This is a genomic window from Paludisphaera mucosa, from assembly GCF_029589435.1.
GTDB lineage: Bacteria > Planctomycetota > Planctomycetia > Isosphaerales > Isosphaeraceae > Paludisphaera > Paludisphaera mucosa.
The window spans coordinates 1,826,373-1,850,104 of the sequence record NZ_JARRAG010000002.1 but is presented as its reverse complement, the minus strand read 5'-3'; the positions used below and the strand labels follow the sequence as shown (position 1 = coordinate 1,850,104).

The following is a 23,732-nucleotide window of genomic DNA, read 5'->3' as shown; positions in this document are numbered from 1 at the left end:
TTCTTCGTCCCGCCAGGCCGATGGACGCCGGATCTCACCGGAGGACCGATCGCCCACGAAAGCCATAGGCCATGGGATCGACCTCGTCAAAACGACCCCCCCCCTCCCCCTCGCCGGGCGCGGGGCGGTTCGACGCCGGGGCCGAGGGCCGGGAATACGGCGGGATGGACGGCGCCTTCCCAGGCCCGCGGCCGGCGTGCAAGGCAAGAATCATCACAGAATCATCACCATGCAAGATCCAGGTCCGAGGCCTCGACGGTCGCGTGCGGATGTCGGCGTTCGGCCCGGGCGACGCTCCTCAAGCTCCGACTCCCGTTTTGCAGACGACCGCCCCTTCAGGCCGACTTCCTGCGCACGACCAGCGTGATCTCGTTGCCGCTGGCGTTGTGGCGGACCTCGTCGACGAACGCCCGGATCAGGATCATCCCGCGTCCGCCGATCCGGGTCAGGCTCTCGGGGTCGAACGGGGCGTCGAGGCCCGAAGTGTCGAACCCGGGGCCCTCGTCGCGGATCCGGAACGTCGCGGAATCCCGATCGATCTCCGCGGAGACGTCGATCCGACGGTCCCGATACGGCGAGGTCTCGCGCCTGGCGTCCGCCAGGGCGTGGAAGATCCGCTCGTCCTCCTGACGCAGGTCCGACGAGACCTCGAGGTTGCCGTGGAACATGGCGTTGGCGAGGGCCTCCCCGAGCGCGACGCCGACCCGCGTCCGCACGCCGCCGTCGCACACCCCCATGCCGGCCAGCTCCTCCTGGAGCGAGGCGATCAGCGCGGCGATCAGGGGCCCGTCGTTCGCGAGCCGCCACGAGGTGACGCTCCGCTCCACGCAGCGCAGCAGCTGCGAGCCCCGATCGCCGCGGGCCGCCGCCGCGAGCACCGCATCGATCGTGCCGGCGAGCTCGGTCGCGAGCGACTTCTTGGGCACGTAGTGGGTCGCCCCCGCCCGGAGGGCCTGGAACGCGACGTCCTCGCTGCCGTAGGCCGTCATCAGGATGACCGGCAGGTCGGGATGGACGCGGCGGATCGCCTTGACGAGCTCGAGCCCGTCTATCCCCGGCATCTGGATGTCGGTGACCACGACGCTGGGCTTGGAGCCTGCGATCATCTCCAACGCCTCCCCGCCGTCGTTCGCGACGACGGGCCGGAGCCCGGGGTTCCTGGCGACGATCGCGGCCACCAGGCGGCGGTCGACGGGCGAGTCGTCCACGATCAGGACCGTCGGGACGCGGGCGTCGGGATCCGCCGGCGTCTCGATCGTCGAAAGGGCTGGAGGCTGCGGGGCTTCGATCACGGACATGTCGTTCGCTCCTCGATGGGTGATGCGTCGAAGGAAGGTGCGCAAAACGTCGCGTCGTCCGGGGCGAGGCCGCCGGCCGCGATTCGGAAGCGGTCCAGGGCCGCGCCCATCGCGTCGATCTCGACGGACGCCCCCGAGCAGGAGCCCGAACGCCCCGCCGCCTCGAGCCTCGTCGCCGCCTCGAAGACCTCCGCCGCCGCGAAGTGGCCGGAGGTGCCCTTCAGGGTGTGGGCCGCGCGGACGAAGCCCCCGACGTCGCCCGCCTCGGCCGCGGCCCGGAGCTCGGCCAGCAGCCGCGGGCAGTCGTCGAGGAAGAGCCCCAGGATCTCGCGGAGCAGCCCCTCGTCGCCGCCCGCCGTCGCGAGCGCCGCCCGGCGATCGAACACGCCGGGCGGCGGGGGTTCGGCCGGGCGGGCGTCGGCGCCCGCGGGGCTCCCCAGCACCTGTTCGATGGCCGCGAACAGGGCCTCCGATCGGATCGGCTTGGAGGCGTAGCCGTCGAAGCCGGCGGCCAGGCAGCGTTCGCGGTCCCCCTTCATGGCGTGCGCCGTCAGCGCCACGACGGGCAGGCGGGGGAGGCCCCGGGCCCGCTCGTCGTCGCGGATGGCGGCGACGGCCTCGAACCCGTCCATCTCCGGCATCTGCACGTCCATCAGGACCAGGTCGAACGCGGCGTCCCCACGCGCCGCCAAGGCCCGCCTGCCGTCGCCCGCGATCGCGACCGTATGGCCGCGCCTCGCCAGCATGCCGCCGATGACCTTCTGGTTGACCACGTGGTCCTCCGCGAGGAGGACCTTCAGCCTTCGCCCGGCGGGCGCCGCGGCGTCGGCCCCCCGGGGCGGCTCCTCGCGATCCCGCGCCCGCCGATCCGGGGAGGAGCTGACGAGGTCGATGATCGCGCCGAACAGCTCGCTCCGACGCACCGGCTTGGTCAGGCGCGCGGCGATGCCCAGCGAGCGGCAGAGGGCCGCCTTCCCCGACTCGTCGTTGGACGTCAGCATCACGACGTGCGTCCCCGCCAGGCCCGGGTCGGACTGGATCCATCCGGCCACGGCGTACCCGTCCAGGTCGGGCATCATGCCGTCCAGGACGACCAGCGGGAACGGCCGCCCCGCCGACTTCGCGGCCCTCAAGGCGCTCAGCCCGGCGGCCCCGCCCGCGGCCAGGGTCGGCTCGGCGCCCCAGTGGGTCAGCAGCTCCTCGAGGATCCGGAGGTTGGTCCGGTTGTCGTCCACGACCAGGATCGGCAGCCCGAGGAGCCGCTCGGGACGGGCCTCCTCGCGGACCTTCGGACACCCCTGCCGCGCGGACATGCGGGCGGTGAAATGGAAGGTGCTGCCCTCCCCGGGCTCGCTCTCGACCCAGATGGCGCCGCCCATCATCTCCACCAGCTTCACGGTGATGGCCAGGCCGAGGCCCGTGCCCCCGTAACGTCGCGTGGTCGACCCGTCGGCCTGTTCGAACGGCTCGAAGATCCCCGCCTGCTTCGCCGCCGGGACGCCGATGCCCGTGTCGCGGACCGAGAAGTGCAGGCCGACCTCGCCGGAGGGCAGTCCTCGCTCGGGCTCCCAGGCTTCGACCGAGACGGCCACCTCGCCCGCCTCGGTGAACTTGACCGCGTTCCCCACCAGGTTGACGAGGATCTGGCGCAGCCGGCCCGAATCCCCCTCGAGGGCGTCGGGCAGCTCCGGCGCGATCCTCCCCGAGAGCTCGAGGCCCTTGGAGTGGGCGCGCGGGGCCAGCGTCTTGAGCGTCTCGTCCAGATGGTCCCTCAGGGCGAAGGGCGCCGGGTCGAGGCGGAGCTTGCCGGCCTCGATCTTCGAGAAGTCGAGGATGTCGTTGATCACGTCCAGCAGCGAGTCCGCCGAGGCCTTCACGAGCCCGAGGTATTCGCGCTGCGGGGCGGTCAGGTCGGTGTCGAGCGCCAGCTCCGTCATGCCCAGGATGCCGTTCATGGGCGTGCGGATCTCGTGGCTCATGTTGGCCAGGAACTCGCCCTTGGCCCGGCTGGCGTCCATCGCCTCGTCGCGGGCGCGTCGAAGCTCGACTTCGAACAGCCTCCGGGCGGTGACGTCCTCGATCTGCGCGACGAAATGCAGGGGGGCGCCCTCGCCGTCGCGCACCAGGGAGACGCTCAGCATGACCCAGACGACGCGGCCGTCCTTTCGGAGATACCGCTTCTCCATCCGATATGACGACGTCTCCCCGGCGAGGAGTCGTCGGGCCTCTTCTTGGTCCGCCTCGACGTCCTCGGGATACGTGACGTCCTGGAAGGTGCGCCCCAGCAGCTCCTCGGGAGGGTATCCCACGATCTCGCAGAGGGCCTCGTTGACCTTGAGCCACCGGCCGTCGGGGGCGACCAGGGCCATGCCGATGGCGGCGGAATCGAAGGCGCCGCGGAACCGTTCCTCGCCCTGCCTGGCGAGGGCCGTGGCCGCCGCGAGCTCGGCCGTCCGCGCGACCACCTCCGCCTCGACTCGGGCGCCGGCGATCTCGACCCGGGCGCGTTGGGCGGCCACCTCGTGCATCTCGGCCGCTCCGCGCAGGCAGTGGGGGATCAGGAAGGCGTCCTCGAAGGCGACCCAGGCCGCGTGCTCGACCCATCGCCACGCCCCGGGGGATTCGGTCCCGAAGATGGACCTCGGCCAGAACGCCCCTCGCAAGACGTGGTCGGCGACGACGATCGCCGAACCGACGGCGACGACCCTCCAGTCCCGGTAGAACGCCAGGAGGGCCAAGGACCCGAAGATGTGGAAATGGGTCTCGATCCGCCCCCCCGTCAGGTGGATCAGCAGCGCCCCCATGAGCATCTGGGCCGCCGCGACCGCGTAGCGGGTCGACCTGTCGCCGGGGCGCAGGATCGCGAGCGAGGCGGCCGGCGCCGCGATCAGGCCCCCCAGGAAGAGCGCGGCCCAGACGTGCGAGTGGATCCGGCTCGACTCGCCCGCCCAAGCCAGCGGCGAGATCGCCAGGGCCGCGCCCAGGGCGGCCGCCCACTGGGAGATCAGGAGCGCCGCGAAGAGGCGATCGGCCCTGCGGGCGATCCTCAGGGAGTGCCCCGCGAACAGGACGGAGGATCGACCCGCGACCCATTCCTCCTCACGGTGGGCGATCAACGCATTAATCATGGAATCGCTCGATTCTCACGCCTGGCTCCGCGTGGTTGGGCGGCGGGGCCGCCGAGGATGGGGCGACGATCGATGCGAGGAAGGCGGCGGGATCCGGATTCCCGCGGGGCGGTCTTGCGGATCCCGGCCCCGACGCGGCGGATCGGAGGCCTCGCCGAGCCGCGTCGGGTCGGTTCCATCTCGCGGCGTCGGCGATCCTCGACCCTCCTCGGTCCGACGACGGTCGCCCAGCGGGCAGCCGAAGACCGCGCAGGCCCGGCGCCGGGCCCCGACGCCGATCGCCGCCTCGGCCGCCCCCGCGGACCAGTCGTTGGGCCCTTCGACGCCTCGCCCCCGCGTGATCCCCCCGCTGAAGGCGAGCCGGCCGTTCACGTCGAAGACGAGGACGTGGCCCGACGTCGCCGCGCCGAAGCGACGGGCCTCGGCCCCTCCGGGGTCGAGTTGCACCGTGACGCCCGGCATCGATTCCGCCTTCGACCAGGCCGCGGACCTCGCCCAGCCCTCGGCCGCCCCTTCCGGCCGGAAGAAGAGCACCCGAATCGACGCCGCCCCTTTGCATCCGTCCGCGAGGCGTTCCAGCTCGATCAGGCTCGCCATGGTGCACGGGCATCGCGGGTGCGCGAACATCAGCACGTTGGGCCGCGAGCCGTCCCTCGCCAGCCCGTTTCCGGCCGGCCAGGCGTCCGGCGGCGGCCCGGCGGACCCGGGGGCGGACTCGTAACGGCATAGCAGGCCGAACCCCGATGCCACCGCGACGCCCCAGGAAACCGCCGCGACCATCCCGAGCGACATCTTCATACCATTCCTCCCTCGCAGGGGACGCAAACACTCGGCTTCGAGGACGGCCCATCACGTCGCCCATGAAGGCCCCGAGCCGCTCTCGATTGAGGCGCGCCACGCCGTAGAAGTCGCCCGCGACATGCAGCGAGGGCCGGACGACCGCGCCGAGCTCGAGGCCCGGCGCGTCCGGCAGGGGACGCGGCTGCAGGCCGCGCTGGACCTTCTCGGCAGGCCGCAAGTCATTGATCAACCCATCTCGTTCGCGGCGCAGCTCCATGGCGCGGGCCCGCAGCACGCGATCCCGGCGCTGCGAGGCCTCGAGCCGCGCCTTCCAGGGGCCGGAAGTGTATACATCGGGTTGCCGGTCTCCATCCGAGGCGCCTCTCCTCACATCCGCCGGGGCTTTCCAGGGTCGATCGCGGCTGGCCGAGACGCCTGGAGACGAGCGCGGCGATCGATGTCCGAGCGGATCCGAATCGTCGGTGGACTCCAGTTCGTCCCGACCTCGCCGGCATCGACGCGATTCCTCCGCTCGGGATCCGATCGAATCCCGGCTCGCACGGAGGCGTCGCGGACGTCCCCTTCCTTGAGCCTAGTACATGGACGCGGCTTCGATTCTCGGTGAGGCCCCGATCAGAAGAGGAATTGAGCGGGCCCCCCCGATGGGCGTGCGGGGACTCCGGGTCGTCGAGCGTCCAGACGTCGTGGCCCTGCGTCCGCCGAATCACGTGCGGCCCAGGTCCGCGGCCAGCCGGTAGATCGATGCTGGGGGCGGACGGCGGCCGCCGCAAAGTCGTCGATCGACGACGCGCACCGCACCGGATTCCTACGCCGCCCCGGCTCGGCGATCGCCCTGCAAGCTCTTCCTGACGCTCTACGCCTCGCTCGAGCGTCGGGTGGCCGCGCGGACCGAGGAGCTGGCGGCGGCGAACCGGCGGCTGGAGGCTTTGAGCGTCACCGACCCGCCCACGGGGCTGGCCAACCGCCGCCGCTTCGATGAGGCTCTGGGAGCCGAGAGTGGCTGCGGGCCGCGCGGACCGGGCGCCTGATCGCGATCGCGATGGTCGACGTCGACCGGTTCAAGCTCTACAACGACCGCTACGGGCACCTCGCGGGCGACGAGTGCCTCAGGAGCGTCGCGTCGGCGTTGGCCGGGAGCGTCCGGCAGGGCGTCGACCTCGTGGCGCGTTACGGCGGCGAGTAGTTCACGGTCATCCTCCCGGGGGCCGGCCTCGATGCGGCGTCCGAGGTGGTCGGTCGAGCCTGCGCCGCGGTGCTCGCGTTGAACTTCCGCCACGAGGCGGCGAGCCTCGGGATCGTGACCACGAGCGTCGGAGTCGTCGCAGGCGTACCCTCGGACGGGGAGCACGCCGAGGACTGCCTGGGGCGCGCCGACCTCGCGCTCTACGAGGCCAAGGGCCGTGGCCGCCGCCGCGACCCGCCGTGCTTTCTGGCCAGAGCCTTCGCGGGACGAGAATCCACGGGCCGTTCGGGGTGCATGCTCCCGGGGCCATCATCGGCGCGGCGGGCTCCACTCTTGGCCGGCCATGGGGGGCGAACGCGCGAATGGTCCACGGCTAAAAAGGAGCTCGGCGTCCCCGGCCACGGCCGTGGCCGTGGCCGGGGATGTGCACCGGACCTCACCGGCGCGTGGGTCGGTGCCGAATCTGCCCGTTGGCGACGCTGGCCGCCGCGAGGGCCGCGGCGGCCAGCAGGAAGACGACCCAGCTCCCGGTCGCCCCGCCCGCGATCGCGGCCATGAGCAGGCAGTCGTTAGCGTAGGCGACGTTCAGCTTCTTCCTGGCGTTCAAGGGCGACTGCCTCCGGGATTGGGCGTTGGCTGCTTCTCGGCTGTCGGGTCGGCCTGGAAGACGAGGGGAAGAGTAGCTCCCCGGCGCTCCACGCTCGGGGCGTGCCCGCGGGTGACGACCCGCAGGCGGCGGATGACGACCATCAGGGTCCTCCGTGATTCGGGTCGGTTCGGATTCGACACGGTCAAAGGAAGCCGCGCAAGCACGGCCAGCATTCGATTACTCCGCGTAGACGCGGCGGTGCGGCCGGGCCCCGAATCCCGGTCCGACGGCGAAGAGTTCGGCGGGGGCGTATTCGAACTCGACGTCGCAGCGGCCGCAGCCGGCCAGCGCAGGCGGGCCGCAGGGGGCGGACGGCACGGGGACGTCGGCGCCGCAGAACGGGCAGGCGACGGCCAAGTGGAGGTCCTCGGCCTCCAGGTCTTCGGGCCGGCCGGGGCGGGGCTGGAAGCCGAGGCGACGGATCACGGCGAGCGGGTCGCCGGTGCGGCGGGCGACGGAGCGTTCGAGCCGGGACGGGGTCACGGGATGCTCCTCTCGGGCGTGGGGCGGCCGGGGCCGTCCGGCACGCCCGGCGGCCTCGGGGTCGCGCGGGGCGATAGGGCGGGACGGGAATGCGGGGCGGCGCGTAGAAGGCGGACGCTGGAGAGTCAGAGCCCGGGCGTGAGCCGGTGGGCCTCGAGCCAGGCGACCTCGGCCTCCAGGGCCTCTCTGCGAAAAGCGAAGGGGCCGAGCGCGGGGCCGCCGACGCGGGCGAGGTCGGCCGTCCAGCGGCCCTCGGCGTCGGGCTCGACGCGGCTGGCGCGAAGGATGGCGGGGCGGCCCAGGGAGGCCAGGTCGATCGTCTCGGAGTACACGGCCCGCACGACGCCGCGGGGGTCGACGACCAGCTGCATCAGGCGCCTCCCGTCGCGGCCGCCTGGCGAAGGATGCGGCGGCGGGGGCGGTCCACCAGCATGCCGTCCAGGGCCGACTGGACCTGGCTCAGCTGGCGGGCGACGCGGGCCCGCAGGTCCGGGCCCTCGCGCAGGTCCCGGGCCGCCACGCCCCGGACCGCTTCCCGCGCCCGCTCCACCAGCTCGTCGAGCTGGGCGTCACCGCGGACGTTCAGGGCCTTGAAGCGGTCGAAGAACCCGCACAGGTTCTCGACCGCCGAGTCGCGGAACACCTTGGGCCGGCCGTCGTCGCCGACGCCGTCGAGCCGCTCGGCGAGGCGCTCGACCAGGCTGGCGAACTCCTCGGCGAACGCCCGCTCGGCCAGCTCGACCGCCTCCTCGAACCGCGACTCCATCCGCGCCCGCTCGCGCTCGAACAGGGCCGGGCTGAGCCGCGACAGGTACTCGGGGGGCTCGACCGATGGGAAGTCGCACGAGACCGCGAACAGGCCGACCAGGGTCGAGGGATAATCGGCCGGGTCGTACAGACTCCCCAGGCGCTCGGCGGCGGCCCGCCGCAGCTCGCCGTAGCGGCGGTCGAGCTCGGCGACGGCGTCGTCCAGCTCGGCCTGGAAGTCGACGATCCGGCGGGCGAAGTCGTCGACCTGGTTTTTGCGGATGAGCCGCACGCCGGGCTCGGGGAAGGGCAGCGACGTCTCGCGCCAGTAGGACCGGATCCGGCCGCGGACGGCCGTGACGGCGCGGAAGGCGGGGTGGCCGACGTCGAGCAGCCGCTTGCCGGCGCTGAGGCAGGAGCCCTCGGCGTCGAAGGCCTCGGCGGCCCGGTCGCGCTGCGGGGCGGTGAGCGCCTTGCGAGTCCCCAGCCAGGTGAACGAGACGCGGGCGGCGGCCGTCTCGTCGCGCAGCCGGCGGGCCGGGTCGGCGAGGTCGTCGGGAGGGCCGGCGGGCGGCCCGTCGATGCGGTCGAGCAAGGTGGTCATGGCGGCTCCGGTGGTGATGGAGAAATGGAGGGGTGCGAAAGCGACGATCAGTTGTCCGAAGGCGCGCCCCGGCGGACCTCGCGGCGGGGCCCGTCGAGCGGCCACCCGCCGCGCGTGTAGACGCCGGGCCGGTCGGCGGCCAGGCAGCGGCCCGAGGCCCACGACCGCAGCCGCTCGACCGACTCGCCGGCCGTCACGGCCACCGGCACGACGTTGAGCGCCGCCTCGACGAGCGGCACGTCGAGCAGGGCCGCCAGCCGGCAGCAGGCCCGGATCTCGGCGCCCGTCCAGTCCTGGTCGCGGGGCCGGCGCTGGGCGGGGTCGAGCCCGAACCGCTCCGAGTGCATCCGCCAGATCAGCTCGCGCTCGCGGGGGTCGGGCAGGTCGATGAAGTAAATTGCGTCGAACCTCTCGGCCCGACTGAACTCCGGCGGCAGCCTCGTGACGTCGTTGCAGGTGCCGACGAAGAAGACGTCCGACTCGTGGTCCGACAGCCAAGTCAGCAGCGAGCCGAACAGCCGGGCACCGACACCCGAGTCGCCGTGGGAGCCCGAGGCCGCGCCGCCTAAGGCCTTCTCGACCTCGTCGCAGAACAGGACGCAAGGCGCCATCGCGTCGGCGATCCGCAGCGCCTGCCGCACGTTCCGCTCGGTCTCGCCCACGAGCGAGCCCAGCAGCGCCCCGACGTCGAGCGCGAGCGTGGGCCGCCCCGTCTCGGCGCCCAGCGCCTTGGCGAACTGCGACTTGCCCGTGCCCGGCACGCCCAAGAGCAGGATCCCGCGGGCGTGGACGCCGGCCTCGCGACCCGGCCGCAGGGCCTTCGTGCAGAACGCCTTGAGGGCGCCCAGGCCGCCCAGGTCGGCGAACGTCCCGCCGCCGCGGTGCAGCGTCAGCAGGCCAGACTTCTTGAGCATTCCGCTCTTCAGCTCCCAGAGCGGCCCGGCCGCGACCCGGCCGTGGCGCACCAGCGAGAGGCTGACCGCCCCCTCGGCCTCGAACCGCGTGAGCCCGGCGGCGGCGTCCAGCACCCGGCCCAGCTCGTCGCCCTCGGGCATCTCGTCCGGCTCGACGGCGATCGAGCGGGCGATCGCCTCGAGCTGGCCGCGGCCGGGCAGCTCGTGCTCGATCACGACGAACTGCTTCTCCAGCTCGACCGGGATCTGCACCACCGGCGACAGCACGACCACGAAGGTCCGGGCCTGCTTGCCCGAATGGATCCGCGCGTCGAGGGCCTGGACGACCTCGGGGCTCGCGAGGAAGCGGTGGAAGTTGACCAGGACCAGCAGCGCCGCGCCGTCGGGCGCGGCCATGGCGTCCAGCGACCGGACCGCCGCCAGCGGGTCGGCGGCGTCGACGCCGGAGGCGGCCGCGCCGGCGAGGGCCCGCAGCCCGCCGTCGACGTCCCAGGCGGCGAGCGACCAGCCCTCGGAGCGGCAGAGGTCGGCGATCTCGGCCAGGGCGTCCTGGTGCTCGGCCGACCGGATCCACAGGCCGGTGAAGCAGGCGCGCACGTGCTCCGCGAGGCGCTCGGCGAGCGTCATCGGATGCTCCTCGATGGTTAAGACGAAGTGTGTTGGGGAAGTGCGGAGGGGCGGCGTCAGGTGGACTGCTCGAGCCGCGGGGCAGCCTGCACGCCCTGGTGGAACTCGGCCGTGAGGGTCTCGGCCGTCCTGAGGCCCAGGGCCTGCTCGACGAACCGGCTGGCCTCGCGGCAGGCCGCCCCGGCGAAGCCCGTCGTCCGCACGGTCGTCCCGCCCTTGGGGTCGACGACGATCTCGATGGACTTGCTCAAGACGCACCCCCGACGCTGATGGTCAGCTTGATCGAGCCGTCGGCCAGCGCGTGCTCGACGACCGAGCAGCCCCGCTTCCGCGCCTCGATCTCGGCCTTCTCCACCGCGTAGATCTGGGTGAGCCGCTCCAGGTGCCGCTGCTCTCCCCAGCGGCCGCCGTAGTTGTCGTAGCGGACCGTCCCGCCGGTCGCGTCGATGACGACCGGATAGCGCCAGCCGGGGAGTTCGACGAGCAGCCCGGCGACGCTCTCGCTGAACAGCCGGGCGGTGCCCTCCACGGGCCCCTCGAGGTCGAGACGACGGCAGGCGGCGGCGATGGCCTGCAGGTCGTGCATCCTGGTCTCGATCTGAACGATGTGTGACACGGGGGTGGTCGCCTTTCCAAGGGGACGGAGATGAAAATGGACGCCGGGGCCGACGTGGCCCCGCAGCCCTGACCTAGAACCCTAACAGGGGGTGCCTCGTGGCGCAGTCGAGTTCTCCACCGCGTACGCCTGCGCCAGGCGGCCCGGGTGCTCCGGCGCGCCCCAGGCCCCGTCGAAGTTGTCGTAGCGGACCCGGCCGGCGGCCGCGTCGACCACCACCGGATAGCGCCAGCCCGGCAGCCGGACCAGCAGCCCGACGGCCTGGCCGGAGTATAGCTTGGCGACGCCTTGCACCGGCCCGGGCAGGCCGAGCCGGCGGCAGGCGGCCGCGACCGCCGCCGGGTCGCGGAGCTGGGTCTCGATCGTCACGATGTGGCTCACAGGTTTTCCTCTCGAAGTCGGTGAAGGAAGCCGTCGGCTCGCCTCGCCCGTCGGGCGAGGGCTAGGAGCTTCGGCATGCGTCTATGACGCGATATCCGCGGGAATTAAGCGGAGGAGGTCGGTCGCCGCCCGGCCCGCCGCGAGACGCCGCTCGCCCTCCTGGGACGCTCGGGAGGGGGCGAGGTCCGCGTGGCTTTTGAAGGTCATGCAGGCCCCCGGCCTGGACGTGTCCGTCTCATGCCCGGCGTGCGGTTGGTCGGGGCGAGGGAGGAAGCTCCGGTCGTGACCAAGGACACCCGACGCTGGGCGATCGGCGAGCGCGCTCGATCCGTACGATCTGCGGGGGGATCCGATCAATGACGATTTGGACAGGCGCCCCCCCCGCGCTGGACATGCCGCGGCCGAGGGAAGGCGTCGGCGTGGGGTCGTGGCACTCGGCCGATGGTCGTCGATATCGTGATCCTAGTCGACGGCAGCCGGGCCGACCACCCTCAAAACCCCCAGAAGGCCGCCGCTTACGCCCCCCCGGGCTAGATTGGGCGATCCAGCCCGCCTCGCCGCGAGCGAGGGCTCGATCATCGAATTTGGGTGTCCGCGCCCGCCCCCTCGATCGCCCCGATGAGTCGAGGCCCGCGGAGCTTTCGGTAAATATGCAGGTGCCGGGTCGGACACTTTCGCCAGCCGTGGGTCCTGCGGTTCGTCGGGGACGAGAGGTTGCTTCGGACGCGGTCATGCACACCCAGGCGACCGGTGAGGCTCGGACACGATCAACCCGTCTGATCCCGGGGTCGTTCTTGCAAGGGACGACCTGGCGGGACGGCCTCTCATGTAGTGGTCCCGCCGTGGCCGTAGTCCTCGTCCGCGGGTCGTCGAGTTCATGATTCGAGGCGACGGAAACCGGGACGACCGCCTTCAAAACCCCCAGAAAGCCCGCCGACGCCTATCCGGTATATGCTCACCGGATCCAGTCCGCCTCGCCGCGGGCGAGCGGGGTCGATCGTCGAACCCGGGCGGCCACGAGGACCTCAGGGCCCCCCGGCCGACGCGTAATTGCTCCTTCCCGAGAGGTTTGATGACCTAGATTCTAGAGGGACCTCAAACGGCGGTGCGCATCGCCGGGATTCTCGCTTCGAGGCTCGCCCCCAGTCTGAGTGCTGCACCAAGCGGCGGAGCGGAGGATCGATCTTGCACGCCGGCCGAATCGACTCTGTTGGAGACATCTCGGCGCCGCCTCGGAACAGGCGAGGAGGCTCGGCTCCGATCACTCACCGCGTCTGCTGCCGAACGTCGGCGCCCGCGGCGTCCAAGCTTTCGGCCCTTCGGAGTCCTCGCGAGGCTCTCCGCGGTGAAGCGAGCCGACGTCGAGTCGGGGCCGAACGAGTTCCACATGTATGTCCCTTTGACGGAAGTCGGGGGCTCCTTCAACGTGCAAATCAAGAGCTTGGGAGAGCGGGGGCACGACCAGGGCCAGCGCTCACTAACATGTCGATCCTCTAACGACTTCCATCAAGTAGTCGTCGCTCCATCCGCATCCGCGTCGCTTCATGGCGACGCTGTCCCGCCCGGGGTGCCGCTTGAGCAGGGACAGGCAGAAGCGATTCAGCCAGGCCATGTTCTGGCGCAGGTGCTCCTCTCGGATTCGCGACTCGTCCTCGCGGAAGGTCACGTCGAGGGTCCAGTGGCAGCCGTTCTCGATCCCCCAGTGCGAGCGGACCGCGTGGGCGAACGCCTTAGCGTCGGGCTCGACCGGCAGGCTGCTGATGTAGTAGCGGACGTCCTCCGCCGTCTTTCCCTCGCGGACGACCTCGGAGATCGCCACGCCGATCGACCTCAGCCCCGCCACGCCTCGAAGCCGGGGAGGTCCTTCGGGGCCTCGAGCTGGATGTACGTCCGCGACTCGCGACGGCCGTGGGCCGCCTCATCGACCTGGAGGCGGCCGACCGGCTCCCCCGCGAACCCTTCGTCCCAACGCCCCAGGACGTGGGCGACGGCCGCCCGATGCAGCGTCCCTGGTTCCCCTTCAGCGCCCAGCACGTAGTCGCCGCCGGCGGCGACGACCGCCCCGGCGACCTCCCTCTGGCAGCCCATCGCGTCGATCGTCACGACGCCGCCGGAGACGTCGATCAGCTTCAGCAACTCGGGATCGCAGCGATCTCGTTCGACTTCTCATCGCAAGCGACCTGGCCCAGCGACAGGCCGTACTCGCTCGCCCAGGCGGTCACCGAGTGCAACGCCCCAGGCCGTTCTTGCGGTCGTGGCTGCGACGCAGGGTCTTGCCGTCGATCGCCAGCGTGGGCCGCTCGACGCCCGTCTCGGCCGCGGCCTCGTCGCGCAGCGACCGCAGCCAGGCGGCGAAGCACGGCTGGAACGCCTCGGGCCGCAGGGCCATCAACACGCGCCGGAAGACGTCCTTGCACGGCACCCCGTTCGGCAGCGGCAGGATCGACTCGAGCAGACCCCGCTTGAACGCCGCCCACCGCGCGATCGCCGTCCGGCCCGGAGGCCCCCGCCAGGACCGCGACCAGGGCGATCACCACCACCGAGGCCAGCGGATGCTTGCGATTGATCTCCGACCGCGGGTCATCCAGGTCCTGGAAGAACGCCGCCACCTCGTCCATACCGAACCGGCTCGCATCCGCCATCGACCGACCCCCGTCCCCCGCGCCGTGACGCCGCCTGGAGATGGTCTAACCGATGACTCGATCCGGCGCAAGCCGCCAGACTCCGCCGAATCTACCTATAAGTGCGCGCTGGCCCTGGGGGCACGACGAGGATTTCGGCCCGGCCCGCTTCGCCGCCGAGATCCTCCTGCGGCTCCTGAAGGACGATCTCGACTTCACCAGGCTCGAGGCCGGCGAGCTCGAGCTGGATTTCACCCGCTTCAGGTTCTGCGGGCCCTCGGGGACACGATCAAGCCCCTCGCGATGGAGGTGGAGGAGATGGGACTGGAGCCGACCTGCGCGACCGCCAGCCACATGCACCTCGCCCCGATGGGAGGCCCGAGAGGACTTAGTCAGGTCCTCGTGGGCCACTTCCGCGAGTTCGGCGAGCGGGGTGGGCCCGCCGTGTGCGTCGATTTTGAGTCGCGGGGCGACGCATGGGCTCTTTGCTCGTCGCAGTCCGCGATATACGCATCGGAATCCCCTTCGAGAAACAGATCGCCGGGCCGAGCCTCCGGGACGCCCATCTGGCCGGTACGGCCATTATGACACCATCGTCTTCCGACATTCATGGCGACGTCGAACGCTGCAGGGCACTGGGCGGCGACGTCTATGGCCGCAAGCCCATCGAGGGATCGGACCTGCCCGACCCGATCCGGCCCGTCCCGGGTGACTCGCCGGCTGCGATGGTCGAGCAGGCAGCGCCGGCGCCGAATTCCCCGATCGCGCCTTCGCGTCGGCTCCGGGTGTTGCTTGCGGAGGACGCCCCCGTAAATCAGCGACTGGCGGTGACTCTCCTTGAGAGCCGAGGCTACGAGGTGGCCGTGGCCGGCGACGGCCGAGAGGCGCTCGAGATCCTCGACCGGGAGACGTTCGACCTGGTCCTCATGGACGTGCAGATGCCCCGAATGGATGGGTTCGAGGCCACCGCCGCCATCCGCCGAGGCGAGGTCGACACGGGCCGCCACCTGACGATCCTCGCCATGACGGCGCATGCGATGGACGGAGACCGCGAGCGGTGCTTGGGCGCCGGGATGGACGGCTACATCTCCAAGCCGATCCGCGCCCAGCAGTTCCTCGCGATCGTCGGGGGGCATGCCGTCCCGGCGGCGATGGCGGAGACGGGGGAGAGCGGGGAGACCCGTCTCGAGGTCGCCGAACAGGTGTTCGACCTTCCGGACGCTCTGGCACGGGCTCTCGGCAGGCCGGAGCTGCTGCAAAAGATGTCCGAACTGTTCCTGGCCGACTGTCCCGGTCTGCTCGATCAAGTCCGCGCGGCCCTGGCCGCGGGAGACGGCTCGGCGCTGGAACGTGCGGCCCACAGGATCAGGGGGTCGGCGGCCTACCTCAGCGCCCCTAGGGTCGTCGAGGTCGCCGGGCGCCTTGAAGGGATGGGATCCGAGGGAGTGCTCTCGGAAGCCGGGGCCGCGTGCAAGGAGCTGGAGGACGAGGTCGTCCGCCTCGAATTCGCCCTGGAAATCCTCAAGGAAGCAGGCACCGCATGAGGGTCCTGATCGCCGACGACGATCCCGCCGCGCGTCTCCTGCTGGAGGGCACGCTGACGGAATGGGGCTACGAGGTTGTGACGGCGCGGGACGGCTCCGAGGCCTGGGACCTGCTCCGCCGGGCGGACGCACCATCGCTGGCCATCCTCGACTGGATGATGCCGGGCCTCGACGGCGTCGACGTCTGCCGCAAGGTCCGCCAGGAGGGCGAGGCGCCCTACGTCTACCTCATCCTGCTGACCGGGAAGGCCAGGACCGAGGACGTCGTCCGGGGCATGGAGTCGGGGGCCGACGACTATGTGGGCAAGCCCTTCGACGAGCAGGAATTGAAGGTCCGCATGCGCGCCGGGCGGCGGATCGTGGAACTGCACGACGCGCTGCGGATCCAGGCCACCCGAGACGCCCTGACGGGGGCTTGGAACCGGCGGGCGATCTTCGATATCCTCGAGCGAGAGGCCGTACGCGCGGGACGAGAGGGGACGTCGGTCGGGGTGATCATGGCGGACCTCGACCACTTCAAGCGGATCAACGACACGCTCGGCCATCAGGCCGGCGACGCGGTCCTGCGCGAAGCGTCGCGGAGGATCGAGCTCGCGCTGCGACCGTATGACGCGCACGGGCGGTATGGCGGGGAGGAGTTTCTCGTCGTCCTGCCGGGATGCGAAATGCCGTGCGCCTGGGCGGCCGCGGAGCGGATCCGTCACACCCTCGCCGAGGCCCACGTGGCCACACCGTCGGGGATGACCCCCGTCACGGCCAGCATGGGGATGGCGATCGTACATGGGGCGGGTCGCGACGCCGAGGGGCTGATCCGGCTCGCGGACGAGGCCCTCTACCGGGCGAAACGAGGGGGGAGGAACCGGGTCGAGGTTGCGCTCGGCTCGGACCTGGGGGCGTTTTCGAGGTCCTGAAGGATTTGGGGCGTGTTTCCTTCGGCTCGGCCTCAGGTGAGGCCGCGACTTCGGCCTGTGGCCGGTCGAGGCGCCGGGATTGGAGCCGGTCGGCCGGCGAAGGTCGCCGCGATCGGCCGCGGTGGTAAAACGCTCCCAGTTCGGGGCTGACCACGTCGATCCGGTCCCGTTCGGTCAGAGGGAGGGAAAGATCGGCGACCCGCCTCCAGCGGCGACGAGCTGACCGAGGGCCGACGCGAGCCGATCGACGAGGGGGAGGAGTTCGGCGAACGCTTCAGGGGCCCCGACGACGTCGCCCAGCGATCCCATTTTTTCGAGACGCGATGCGGCGTCCTCGACGGCCGGCGAGGCGAAATTCGACGCCGATCCCCTGAGCGTGTGGGCGGCGAGCTTCAAGGCCCCCGCGTCGCCGCGCGCGACCGCGTCGGCGATCTGATCGACCATCCGCGGGCAGTCGCCGATGAATATCGTCGCGATCTCCTTCAGCAGGTCGACGTCGCCGCCGAGCCGCTCCAGGGACGCGGCTTCATCCAGGATCGACGGTGGCGGCGAGGGACCCTGCCCAGCCGTGTCCACCCGAGGCCTGTCGCGCGAAAGGCCCTCGATCGCCGAAGCCAACTGGGGCCATCGGATCGGCTTGGTGACGTAGGCGTCGAAGCCGGACTGGAGGCATTGCTCCTTGTCCCCCTTCATCGCGTTGGCGGTCAGGGCGATGATGGGGATGTGCCCCCCATACAGGACTTCTCGTGAACGGATGGCCGCAGCGGCCTCGAATCCGTTCATCACGGGCATCTGGATGTCCATGAGCACCATGTCGAAATGGCCTCCGGCCAGGAGCTCGAGGGTTTGGCGGCCGTCGCCGGCGACGACGACGGCGTGGCCTTGCTTCTCCAGCAGCCGGGCGCCGAGCCTCTGGTTCACGGCGTTGTCATCCGCCAGCAGGATGCGGAGCGGTTCGTTCGCCGACGGTCCCGGAGTCGTGTCGGGGGTTGATGGATCGTGGCGCGGGACGGACCTGCCGCCCAGCCCTTGACGGATGGCCGCCAGCAGGTCGGACGGGCGGACCGGCTTGATCAGGAAGCGGCTGAGGCCCATCTCCCGGTACGAGACGGCGTCATAGAGTTGAGCGGCCGACGACAGCATCAGGATGGTCGCACCCACCACGTATGGGTCCGCGTTGATCCGTCGGATCACCTCGAAGCCGTCCACCTCCGGCATCATGGCGTCGAGGAGCACCAAGGAATAGGGCCGACCCTCGTCGACCGCCCTCGACATGGCCTCCAGGCCGGTGAGGCCGGAATCGCAAAGCGTGGGCGTCATGCCCCACCCGATCACGACCCGCTCCAGGATCGTCCGATTCGTGGCGTTGTCGTCGATGATCAGCGTACGCATGCCACGGAAATCTGCCGAGGCGTCGGCGGCCGCGTGGGAAGCCACAAGGCACCGGGGCAATTTCGCCGTGAAATGGAAGGTGGTCCCCACGCCGGGGCGGCTCTCCAGCCAGATCCGGCCGCCCATCAGCTCGACGAGCCGACGGCTGATCGCCAAGCCCAGGCCGGTACCGCCGAACTTCCTGGTCGTCGAGCCGTCGGCCTGGGTGAAGGACTCGAAAATCCGCTGCTGCTTGTCCTCGGGGACGCCTATCCCGGTATCTGTGATCGAGATGTGCAGGCTCAGGTCCGCGTCGCCGCTCCCCGCCTCGCGGCCGACCTTCACGACGACCTCTCCTTCCATGGTGAACTTGATCGCGTTGCCGACGAGGTTGATCATGATCTGGCGGAGCCGCCCCGGATCGCCGACCAGGACGTCGGGCACGTCCGCCTCGATCTCGCAGGCCAGCTCAAGCCCCTTCTCGCTCGCGCGAACGGCCATGGGCTTCAACGCCTCGCCCACCATTTCACGCACGTCGAAGTCGGTCGCGTCCAGGTCGAGCTTGCCGGCCTCGATCTTCGAGAAGTCGAGGATGTCGTTTATCAGCGTGAGCAGGGCGTCGGCGGAGATCTTCACGGCACCCAGATACTCCCGTTGGATCGGGTCGAGGTCGGTGTCCAACGCGAGCTCAGTCATGCCGATGATCCCGTTCATCGGCGTGCGGATTTCATGGCTCATGTTGGCGAGGAACTCGCTCTTGAGCTTGCTGGCGGACTCGGCGGCGAGCTTGGCCTCGGTCAGGTCCGACTCGTCGCGTTTGCGCTGGGTCACGTCCCGGACGATGCCTGTGAATTTGATCCCGTCCGATGTCGGCGTCTTGCTCACGGCCAGTTCCATCGGGAACGTGCCGCCGTCCTTTCTCCGCCCGGTCACGTCCCGGCCGATCCCGATGATCTTGGGAATCCCGGTTTCTAGATAGTTGGCCAGGTAGCCGTCGTGCTCCTCGCGGTAGGGGGCGGGCATGAGCATCTTGATATTGCGCCCCAGGACCTCGTCGGAGGAGTAGCCGAAGATCCGCTGGGCGGCCGGGTTGAACGACTCGACGACGCCTCGATGATCGATCACGAGAATGCCGTCGACGGCGCTCTCGACGATCGATCCGAGCCTGGCCTCGCGATCGCGGAGTGCGAGCTCGGTCCGCGTCCTTTCGGCGATCTCGGCCTGGAGCGCCCGGTTCGCCTCGCCCAGCTCGGAAGTCCGCTCGCGGACTACGCCTTCGAGCTGCTCGCGGCTTCGGTGGAGGATCGCCTCGGCTTCTTTCTGATCGGTGATGTCGAACGCGATCCCCTGGAGGAAGAGGGGCGCTCCCCCGGCGTCGCGGATGATCTGGGCCTCGCCGCGGACCCATATCACGCGGCCGCTCTTCGCCAGGAAGCGGTACTCCGCGCGGAACGGGACGCCGCCGACGATCGTGCGGGCGAACTCGGACTGCCAGCGGTCGCGGTCGTCGGGGTGCAGTTGCTGGTACCAGAGGATCGGGTTCTCCAGCCATTCCTTCTGCGAGAAGCCGAGCATGATCTCGATCTGGGGGCTTACGTACAACTCCTGCATCCCTCGGTCCAGCCTGGACATGAAAGTCACGGCCGGGATCTGCTCGACCAACGCCCGATAGCGGATCTCGGCCATGCCGTTCTCGTCGACCGGCCCCCGTTCTCGCCCTGCGCCCGCGGTCGGCTCCGGGGCGACGGCGGGGCCGGCGGGGTCCTGCTGAGCCCCACCGACCAGCGCGCGCAAGATCGCCTCCGCCTCTTCTTCGGTAGCGGGAGGAGGCCCTTCGATCGGCGATCCGCCGCCCATCCCCATCATGGAGGGCTTTCCCGCGACGATTCAACCTCCCCCCATCGGCTCGCAGAGTCCGGAACCGCGAGCCTGCGGATCCGGTCGTACCAACCCCCCAGCCCGTCGCCTCGCGAGGCGGAGACCAGGAACACCTCCAGCGCGGGATTGACGAGGAGCGCGTTATCGATGAAGCGATCGACCTCGAAGGCGACGTAGGGGAGCAGGTCGATCTTATTGAGCAGCAAGACCGTGCACGCCCGGAACATGTGGGGGTATTTCAAGGGCTTGTCCTCACCTTCGGTCACCGAGCAAACGAGGACTTTCTCGGCCTCGCCGAGGTCGAACATCGCGGGACAGACCAGATTGCCGACGTTCTCGACGAAGACGACCGAGCCCGGCTTCGGATCCAGAGTCTGGAGCGCCTTGGAGACCATCGAGGCGTCCAGATGGCAGCCCGCGCCGGTGTTGATCTGCACGGCCGGCGCGCCGGCGGCCTCGATCCTGCGCGCATCGTTGTCCGTCGCCTGGTCGCCTTCGATCACGTGTATCGAAAGCTCACGGCCGAGGTCGCGGATCGTCCGTTCCAGCAGGGTCGTCTTGCCAGACCCAGGCGAGCTGAGCAGGTTGAAAGCCACGATGCGGCGAGCCTCCAGCCAACCGCGGTTGCGCTCTGCGAGTCGCGCATTCTTGTCGAGGATGGGGTGGTCGAGGTGGATCGTCCGCACGGGGGGGGCGGCCGTCGCCGCGGAATCTTTGCACATATCAGGCGAGCTCCATGGCCTTGATCGAAAGTTCTTCGCCGCCCAGCCAATCCAGGTCGGTCCCCCCGCACACGCAGCGGCCGAAAGGGCGGTCGAGACTGAATTCGACCGCACAGCCTCGACATCGGACCCGCCCCGGCGGCTCGAGGATCTCCAGCACGGCGCCCTCTGCGGAGGTGCCCTCACTGCAAAGGTCGAAGCAGAAGCGGATGGCGTCCGGCAGGACCGCCGAGAGCTTGCCGACTTCGAGCACGATGCGCGCGATGCGGGCACCCCCGGCCCTCGCAATGACGATCTCCACGATCTCCTGCGTGATGCCCAACTCATGCATGGCGTCCCCCGTCGGCTTGCAGCATCTCGTCGATCAGCGACTCGACGAGCGGGACGGCCTCCTCCACGGCCCTGGCGACGGCCGCGCTCAGGCCCATCGCCTCCTCGAACTCCGGGTCGATGGAGCCGGGCTCGCATCCGACCACGAAGGTCCGGGGGAGCGTCGCCCCCATCGCGCCGACGAGGCGGAAAATCTCCACCGGGCCCATTCCGTGCGCCTGCGCGGCCGAGATGGCGTCGGTGCCGAACGAGCCCGCCTCCGGCTCAAGGACGTAGAGCGATCCCGGAGGGCCGCCTCGGGGCGCCGCATCGATCAGCAGCAAGCCGCCGGGTTCATTCAGCAGTTCGTAGGCGAGGTCTCGTCCGCGAATCCCGAAATCGACGACGCGCACCCCATCCGGCTGCCGACGACGGGCGAGCCTTCGCGCCACCTCCGACCCGAACCCGTCGTCTCCGTGGAAGATGTTGCCGAGGCCGGCGACCAGGATGCGAGGGGGGGTCATGGCGGACTCACCACGACTTGGCCGAGGGGCTCGACCTCGTCGACGTGGAAGAAGAACCGATGGCCGGGTTTGCCCTGCTCGCCCAGGTCCTTGCCAGGATCGTCATCGACGAGCACGGTTACATAGACCTGATCTTCGAAGTCCCGCTCGATCGTGGAGATCGTCGCCGACCGGCCCGCCAGCATGATGTCGAATGCGTCCGCCCGCCGCTTCGGCCGCAGGATCACGCGGTCGCCGGGCGACGGATCCGAGCGACGCATCGAGCCGTGAAGCTTGAGGATCTGGTCTTCGCCCAGCGCCTCGGTCCGGTAGAGCAAGGTGCGGGCCCGAGGATCGAAGGCGGCCATTTCACGCTTCTCGGGTTCGGTCAGGGTCAGGATTCGCAAGGTCAGGATCTCGTCGATTTCGGTCGCGTCGAACAGGTCTCCATGGCTTTCGGGGGCGATTCGAGGGTAATCGTAGAGGATGATGGGCGCGGCGAGCATCGCCGACCGAGAACCCTCCTGGCCGACGAGCACGGGCCACAGCCCGACGTTGCAACATCCAGCTGCCGCTGCGAGGAATGGACCCTGCGGGTCGATCGATGAGACGAAACTCCCCCCTCGGAGTTCGAGGATCACATGGGCCGAGGTGAGAGAATGCGGCTGGACCTCGGCATGGGTCGATATGGGCGAGGCGGAGACCGGCGTGGTGTTGGCGAGGCTCACCGCGACGCGTAAGAGCCCGTCGCTCGCCTGGCACGCAGAGATCGTGACCGAGCCTTCGACGCCTTCTCCGCCGGGCGACGTGAAGGCGAATGGGAGGGATAGGGGATGCGGAACGAGATCTCCCAAGGCCAACGGGCGCGCGATGATCTCCCGCTCGGTCGCCTCCCGCCAGTCATGGTCGCGACCTCCATCGGCGATCAATTGCAAGAACCCGACCCTCACATCCACGATCGACGACTCGTCGCCTTCGAGGAGGCAATCCGCCCGGATCATGCAGGCGTCGGACCCGCCTCGGGCCTCGCAGAACGATTCGGGGTAAACCGCGCCGAACGCCCACCTCTGGCGGTTTTTCACCGAAGAGGGCCGGTACGGATAGAGGACGTACCCCTCGTAAAGGATGGCGCGGGCCACCTGATGGATGGGCGAAATCGACATCTCAAGGGCCTCCCTCGGCACCGGTCAGGAGGCTGTCGAGCGCCTGCTCCAGCGTCGCATGGCCGCCGAGCGTCTTGTGTCGGGACAGACGTTCGTAGAGGTCAGATCGCAGCCGCAGCCAACCGCTGTTCGGATAGTAGTGGTCCATCATCTCTCGCCAGGTGTTGAGGGGGAGCCGCACGCGCGAGGCCTCGTCCTGGACGGTCAGGGCGACCTGAAGGCCGCGATCGTTGGAATCGTGCAGCACCGTGCCTCGGAACGAGAGGCCGACGTTCACGTCGCCCCCCCGCAGTCCGAAAAGATATCGCGTCGTGGAGAGTTCGAGGTCGCCCGAGCAGGGGACGAGGACGTCGACGACGACGCTGTCTTGGAACGAGGGGAGGTAGAGGACGACCTCCGCCCAAGGCAGGGCGCGCAAGGTTCGACCCCATCGCTCGGGTCGGTCGAAGAGGTCGTGCAGGCGATCCCGCTCGTCGGCGTCGTGGACGCGCCTCGCCGGGTCGATGTCCACGCGGCAGCGGAGCATCCCCGAGCGGACCCGCTCGCCGGCGATCCGATTCGTCACACGGGTTTTGAAGGCCAGCAGCGGCGACGCGGCGAAGAGGACGGGTTCGACGCCCTCGATGTGGAAGGACAGGTCAGGCATGGGTCGCTCCGGCCGACATGGATCGCAGCCGATCGAAGAACCGCCCGATCTCCGCCCACACCTCGGCGCCTCCCTCTAGGCCTCGCCAGTGGAGGCGGATCAGGCCCGCGAGCCCGAAGCCGAAGTCTATAGGGACGAGGTAATAATCGCGCGACGCGCCCACCCTGTTGACGAGTATCGCCTCCACGTCGTGCCGTAGCCGATGGAGGATCGGGTTCGCCTCCACGAGCGGGTTCCAGGCCTCGGGATCGAGGAACGCCTCGGTCGCTCCGGCAGGGCCGGGAAACTGGGCGATCACCCTGCCGTCATGGCCGTCCTTCGTGAAGAAGACCATGTTGATCGGAATCCCGAGGGCGGTCCACTGGGCCTCGGTCATCCGAAAGTGGTCGAGGCGGAGTGGCGTCCTCGGCAAGGCCCGGTAACGCGCCGTGGGTTGTTCCGCGAACAGCAATGCGCAAGGGTCGCAGGCGCAGACGAAGCGTCGTGTGACCGCTTCCATGAGATGACGATGACCGGGGGCGACGGGTTTCGCGCACAAATCGCAGCGTTCGCCGGCGGGCCGAACCTCGGCGAAACGTCGGAGCGCGGCGAACGCGGTGCGCGAGGTCGATGATGCGGTGGTCATGGCCGTCC

The 23,732-nt window shown here is 70.2% G+C and carries 21 protein-coding genes and 3 pseudogenes; 3 read left to right on the top strand and 21 right to left on the bottom strand.

Features of this window, described 5'->3' with window-relative positions:
• Positions 1–335 precede the first annotated feature (335 nt).
• Genes PZE19_RS16875 through PZE19_RS16865 form a run of 3 tightly spaced genes read right to left on the bottom strand, consistent with a single transcriptional unit; the run spans position 336 to position 5,224 of the window.
• Positions 336–1,298, bottom strand: coding sequence for a response regulator (locus PZE19_RS16875; protein ID WP_277861800.1), 963 nt, complete (start codon positions 1,296–1,298; stop codon positions 336–338).
• Positions 1,289–4,426, bottom strand: coding sequence for a hybrid sensor histidine kinase/response regulator (locus tag PZE19_RS16870; RefSeq protein ID WP_277861799.1), 3,138 nt, complete (start codon positions 4,424–4,426; stop codon positions 1,289–1,291). The genes PZE19_RS16875 and PZE19_RS16870 overlap by 10 nt, the downstream gene beginning before the upstream one ends.
• Positions 4,427–4,441: 15 nt before the next feature.
• Entirely contained in the window at positions 4,442–5,224 is a 783-nt protein-coding gene (locus tag PZE19_RS16865) for a hypothetical protein (RefSeq protein WP_277861798.1), read from the bottom strand.
• A gap of 1,042 nt (positions 5,225–6,266) precedes the next feature.
• On the opposite strand from PZE19_RS16865, the pseudogene PZE19_RS16860 reads away from it, so the two are divergent.
• Positions 6,267–6,581: pseudogene (locus tag PZE19_RS16860) on the top strand (diguanylate cyclase domain-containing protein); the annotation flags it as partial.
• 265 nt (positions 6,582–6,846) lie between these two features.
• Here the strand turns inward: PZE19_RS16860 and PZE19_RS16855 are convergent.
• The 11 genes and pseudogenes from PZE19_RS16855 to PZE19_RS33405 form a co-directional block, all read right to left on the bottom strand.
• Positions 6,847–7,017, bottom strand: a complete 171-nt coding sequence (locus PZE19_RS16855; RefSeq protein ID WP_277864400.1) for a hypothetical protein — start codon at positions 7,015–7,017, stop codon at positions 6,847–6,849.
• A gap of 219 nt (positions 7,018–7,236) precedes the next feature.
• Positions 7,237–7,542, bottom strand: coding sequence for a hypothetical protein (locus tag PZE19_RS16850; RefSeq protein ID WP_277861797.1), 306 nt, complete (start codon positions 7,540–7,542; stop codon positions 7,237–7,239).
• A gap of 125 nt (positions 7,543–7,667) precedes the next feature.
• Positions 7,668–7,913, bottom strand: a complete 246-nt coding sequence (locus tag PZE19_RS16845) for a hypothetical protein (RefSeq protein ID WP_277861796.1) — start codon at positions 7,911–7,913, stop codon at positions 7,668–7,670.
• A complete protein-coding gene (locus tag PZE19_RS16840) occupies positions 7,913–8,893 on the bottom strand; it encodes a hypothetical protein (RefSeq protein ID WP_277861795.1) in 981 nt (326 codons plus the stop codon). Before PZE19_RS16840 ends, PZE19_RS16845 begins: the two co-directional genes overlap by 1 nt.
• 47 nt (positions 8,894–8,940) lie before the next feature.
• The gene (locus PZE19_RS16835) at positions 8,941–10,434 is read right to left on the bottom strand and encodes a Ycf46 family AAA ATPase (RefSeq protein ID WP_277861794.1); all 1,494 of its coding nucleotides are present in this window, start codon (positions 10,432–10,434) and stop codon (positions 8,941–8,943) included.
• A 56-nt stretch (positions 10,435–10,490) separates the two neighbouring features.
• Entirely contained in the window at positions 10,491–10,685 is a 195-nt protein-coding gene (locus tag PZE19_RS16830) for a DUF2997 domain-containing protein (protein ID WP_277861793.1), read from the bottom strand.
• Complete coding sequence (locus PZE19_RS16825) at positions 10,682–11,050, bottom strand: hypothetical protein (RefSeq protein WP_277861792.1); 369 nt, start codon at positions 11,048–11,050, stop codon at positions 10,682–10,684. Before PZE19_RS16825 ends, PZE19_RS16830 begins: the two co-directional genes overlap by 4 nt.
• Before the next feature lie 81 nt (positions 11,051–11,131).
• Positions 11,132–11,431 (bottom strand): DUF1257 domain-containing protein, encoded by a 300-nt coding sequence (locus tag PZE19_RS16820; protein ID WP_277861791.1) that lies wholly within the window; start codon positions 11,429–11,431, stop codon positions 11,132–11,134.
• A gap of 1,477 nt (positions 11,432–12,908) precedes the next feature.
• Positions 12,909–13,519, bottom strand: a pseudogene (locus PZE19_RS16815) (ISAs1 family transposase).
• Positions 13,520–13,649: 130 nt separating this feature from the next.
• Positions 13,650–13,826 (bottom strand): hypothetical protein, encoded by a 177-nt coding sequence (locus tag PZE19_RS16810; RefSeq protein ID WP_277861790.1) that lies wholly within the window; start codon positions 13,824–13,826, stop codon positions 13,650–13,652.
• A gap of 151 nt (positions 13,827–13,977) precedes the next feature.
• Positions 13,978–14,049, bottom strand: a pseudogene (locus PZE19_RS33405) (hypothetical protein); the annotation flags it as partial.
• 479 nt (positions 14,050–14,528) lie between these two features.
• Between PZE19_RS33405 and PZE19_RS16805 the strand changes: the two are divergent.
• Complete coding sequence (locus PZE19_RS16805; protein ID WP_277861789.1) at positions 14,529–15,596, top strand: response regulator; 1,068 nt, start codon at positions 14,529–14,531, stop codon at positions 15,594–15,596.
• On the top strand, positions 15,593–16,507 hold the full coding sequence (locus PZE19_RS16800) for a GGDEF domain-containing protein (protein ID WP_277861788.1): 915 nt from the start codon (positions 15,593–15,595) through the stop codon (positions 16,505–16,507). The genes PZE19_RS16805 and PZE19_RS16800 overlap by 4 nt, the downstream gene beginning before the upstream one ends.
• A gap of 174 nt (positions 16,508–16,681) precedes the next feature.
• Here the strand turns inward: PZE19_RS16800 and PZE19_RS16795 are convergent, their stop codons facing one another.
• The 7 genes from PZE19_RS16795 to PZE19_RS16765 all read right to left on the bottom strand — a co-directional run bounded on the left by PZE19_RS16795 (position 16,682) and on the right by PZE19_RS16765 (position 23,724).
• On the bottom strand, positions 16,682–19,672 hold the full coding sequence (locus PZE19_RS16795; protein ID WP_277861787.1) for a hybrid sensor histidine kinase/response regulator: 2,991 nt from the start codon (positions 19,670–19,672) through the stop codon (positions 16,682–16,684).
• Positions 19,673–19,740: 68 nt separating this feature from the next.
• The gene (gene hypB / locus PZE19_RS16790) at positions 19,741–20,478 is read right to left on the bottom strand and encodes a hydrogenase nickel incorporation protein HypB (protein ID WP_277861786.1); all 738 of its coding nucleotides are present in this window, start codon (positions 20,476–20,478) and stop codon (positions 19,741–19,743) included.
• Between the two features lies 1 nt (position 20,479).
• Positions 20,480–20,809 carry a hydrogenase maturation nickel metallochaperone HypA/HybF gene (locus PZE19_RS16785; RefSeq protein WP_277861785.1) on the bottom strand — a complete coding sequence of 110 codons (330 nt, stop codon included), beginning with the start codon at positions 20,807–20,809 and terminating at the stop codon, positions 20,480–20,482.
• The gene (locus tag PZE19_RS16780; protein ID WP_277861784.1) at positions 20,802–21,311 is read right to left on the bottom strand and encodes a hydrogenase maturation protease; all 510 of its coding nucleotides are present in this window, start codon (positions 21,309–21,311) and stop codon (positions 20,802–20,804) included. The genes PZE19_RS16785 and PZE19_RS16780 overlap by 8 nt, the downstream gene beginning before the upstream one ends.
• On the bottom strand, positions 21,308–22,225 hold the full coding sequence (locus PZE19_RS16775) for a hypothetical protein (RefSeq protein WP_277861783.1): 918 nt from the start codon (positions 22,223–22,225) through the stop codon (positions 21,308–21,310). The genes PZE19_RS16780 and PZE19_RS16775 overlap by 4 nt, the downstream gene beginning before the upstream one ends.
• A gap of 229 nt (positions 22,226–22,454) precedes the next feature.
• Positions 22,455–23,099, bottom strand: a complete 645-nt coding sequence (locus PZE19_RS16770) for a DUF6084 family protein (RefSeq protein ID WP_277861782.1) — start codon at positions 23,097–23,099, stop codon at positions 22,455–22,457.
• A complete protein-coding gene (locus PZE19_RS16765; RefSeq protein WP_277861781.1) occupies positions 23,092–23,724 on the bottom strand; it encodes a DUF5947 family protein in 633 nt (210 codons plus the stop codon). The genes PZE19_RS16770 and PZE19_RS16765 overlap by 8 nt, the downstream gene beginning before the upstream one ends.
• Positions 23,725–23,732 lie beyond the last annotated feature (8 nt).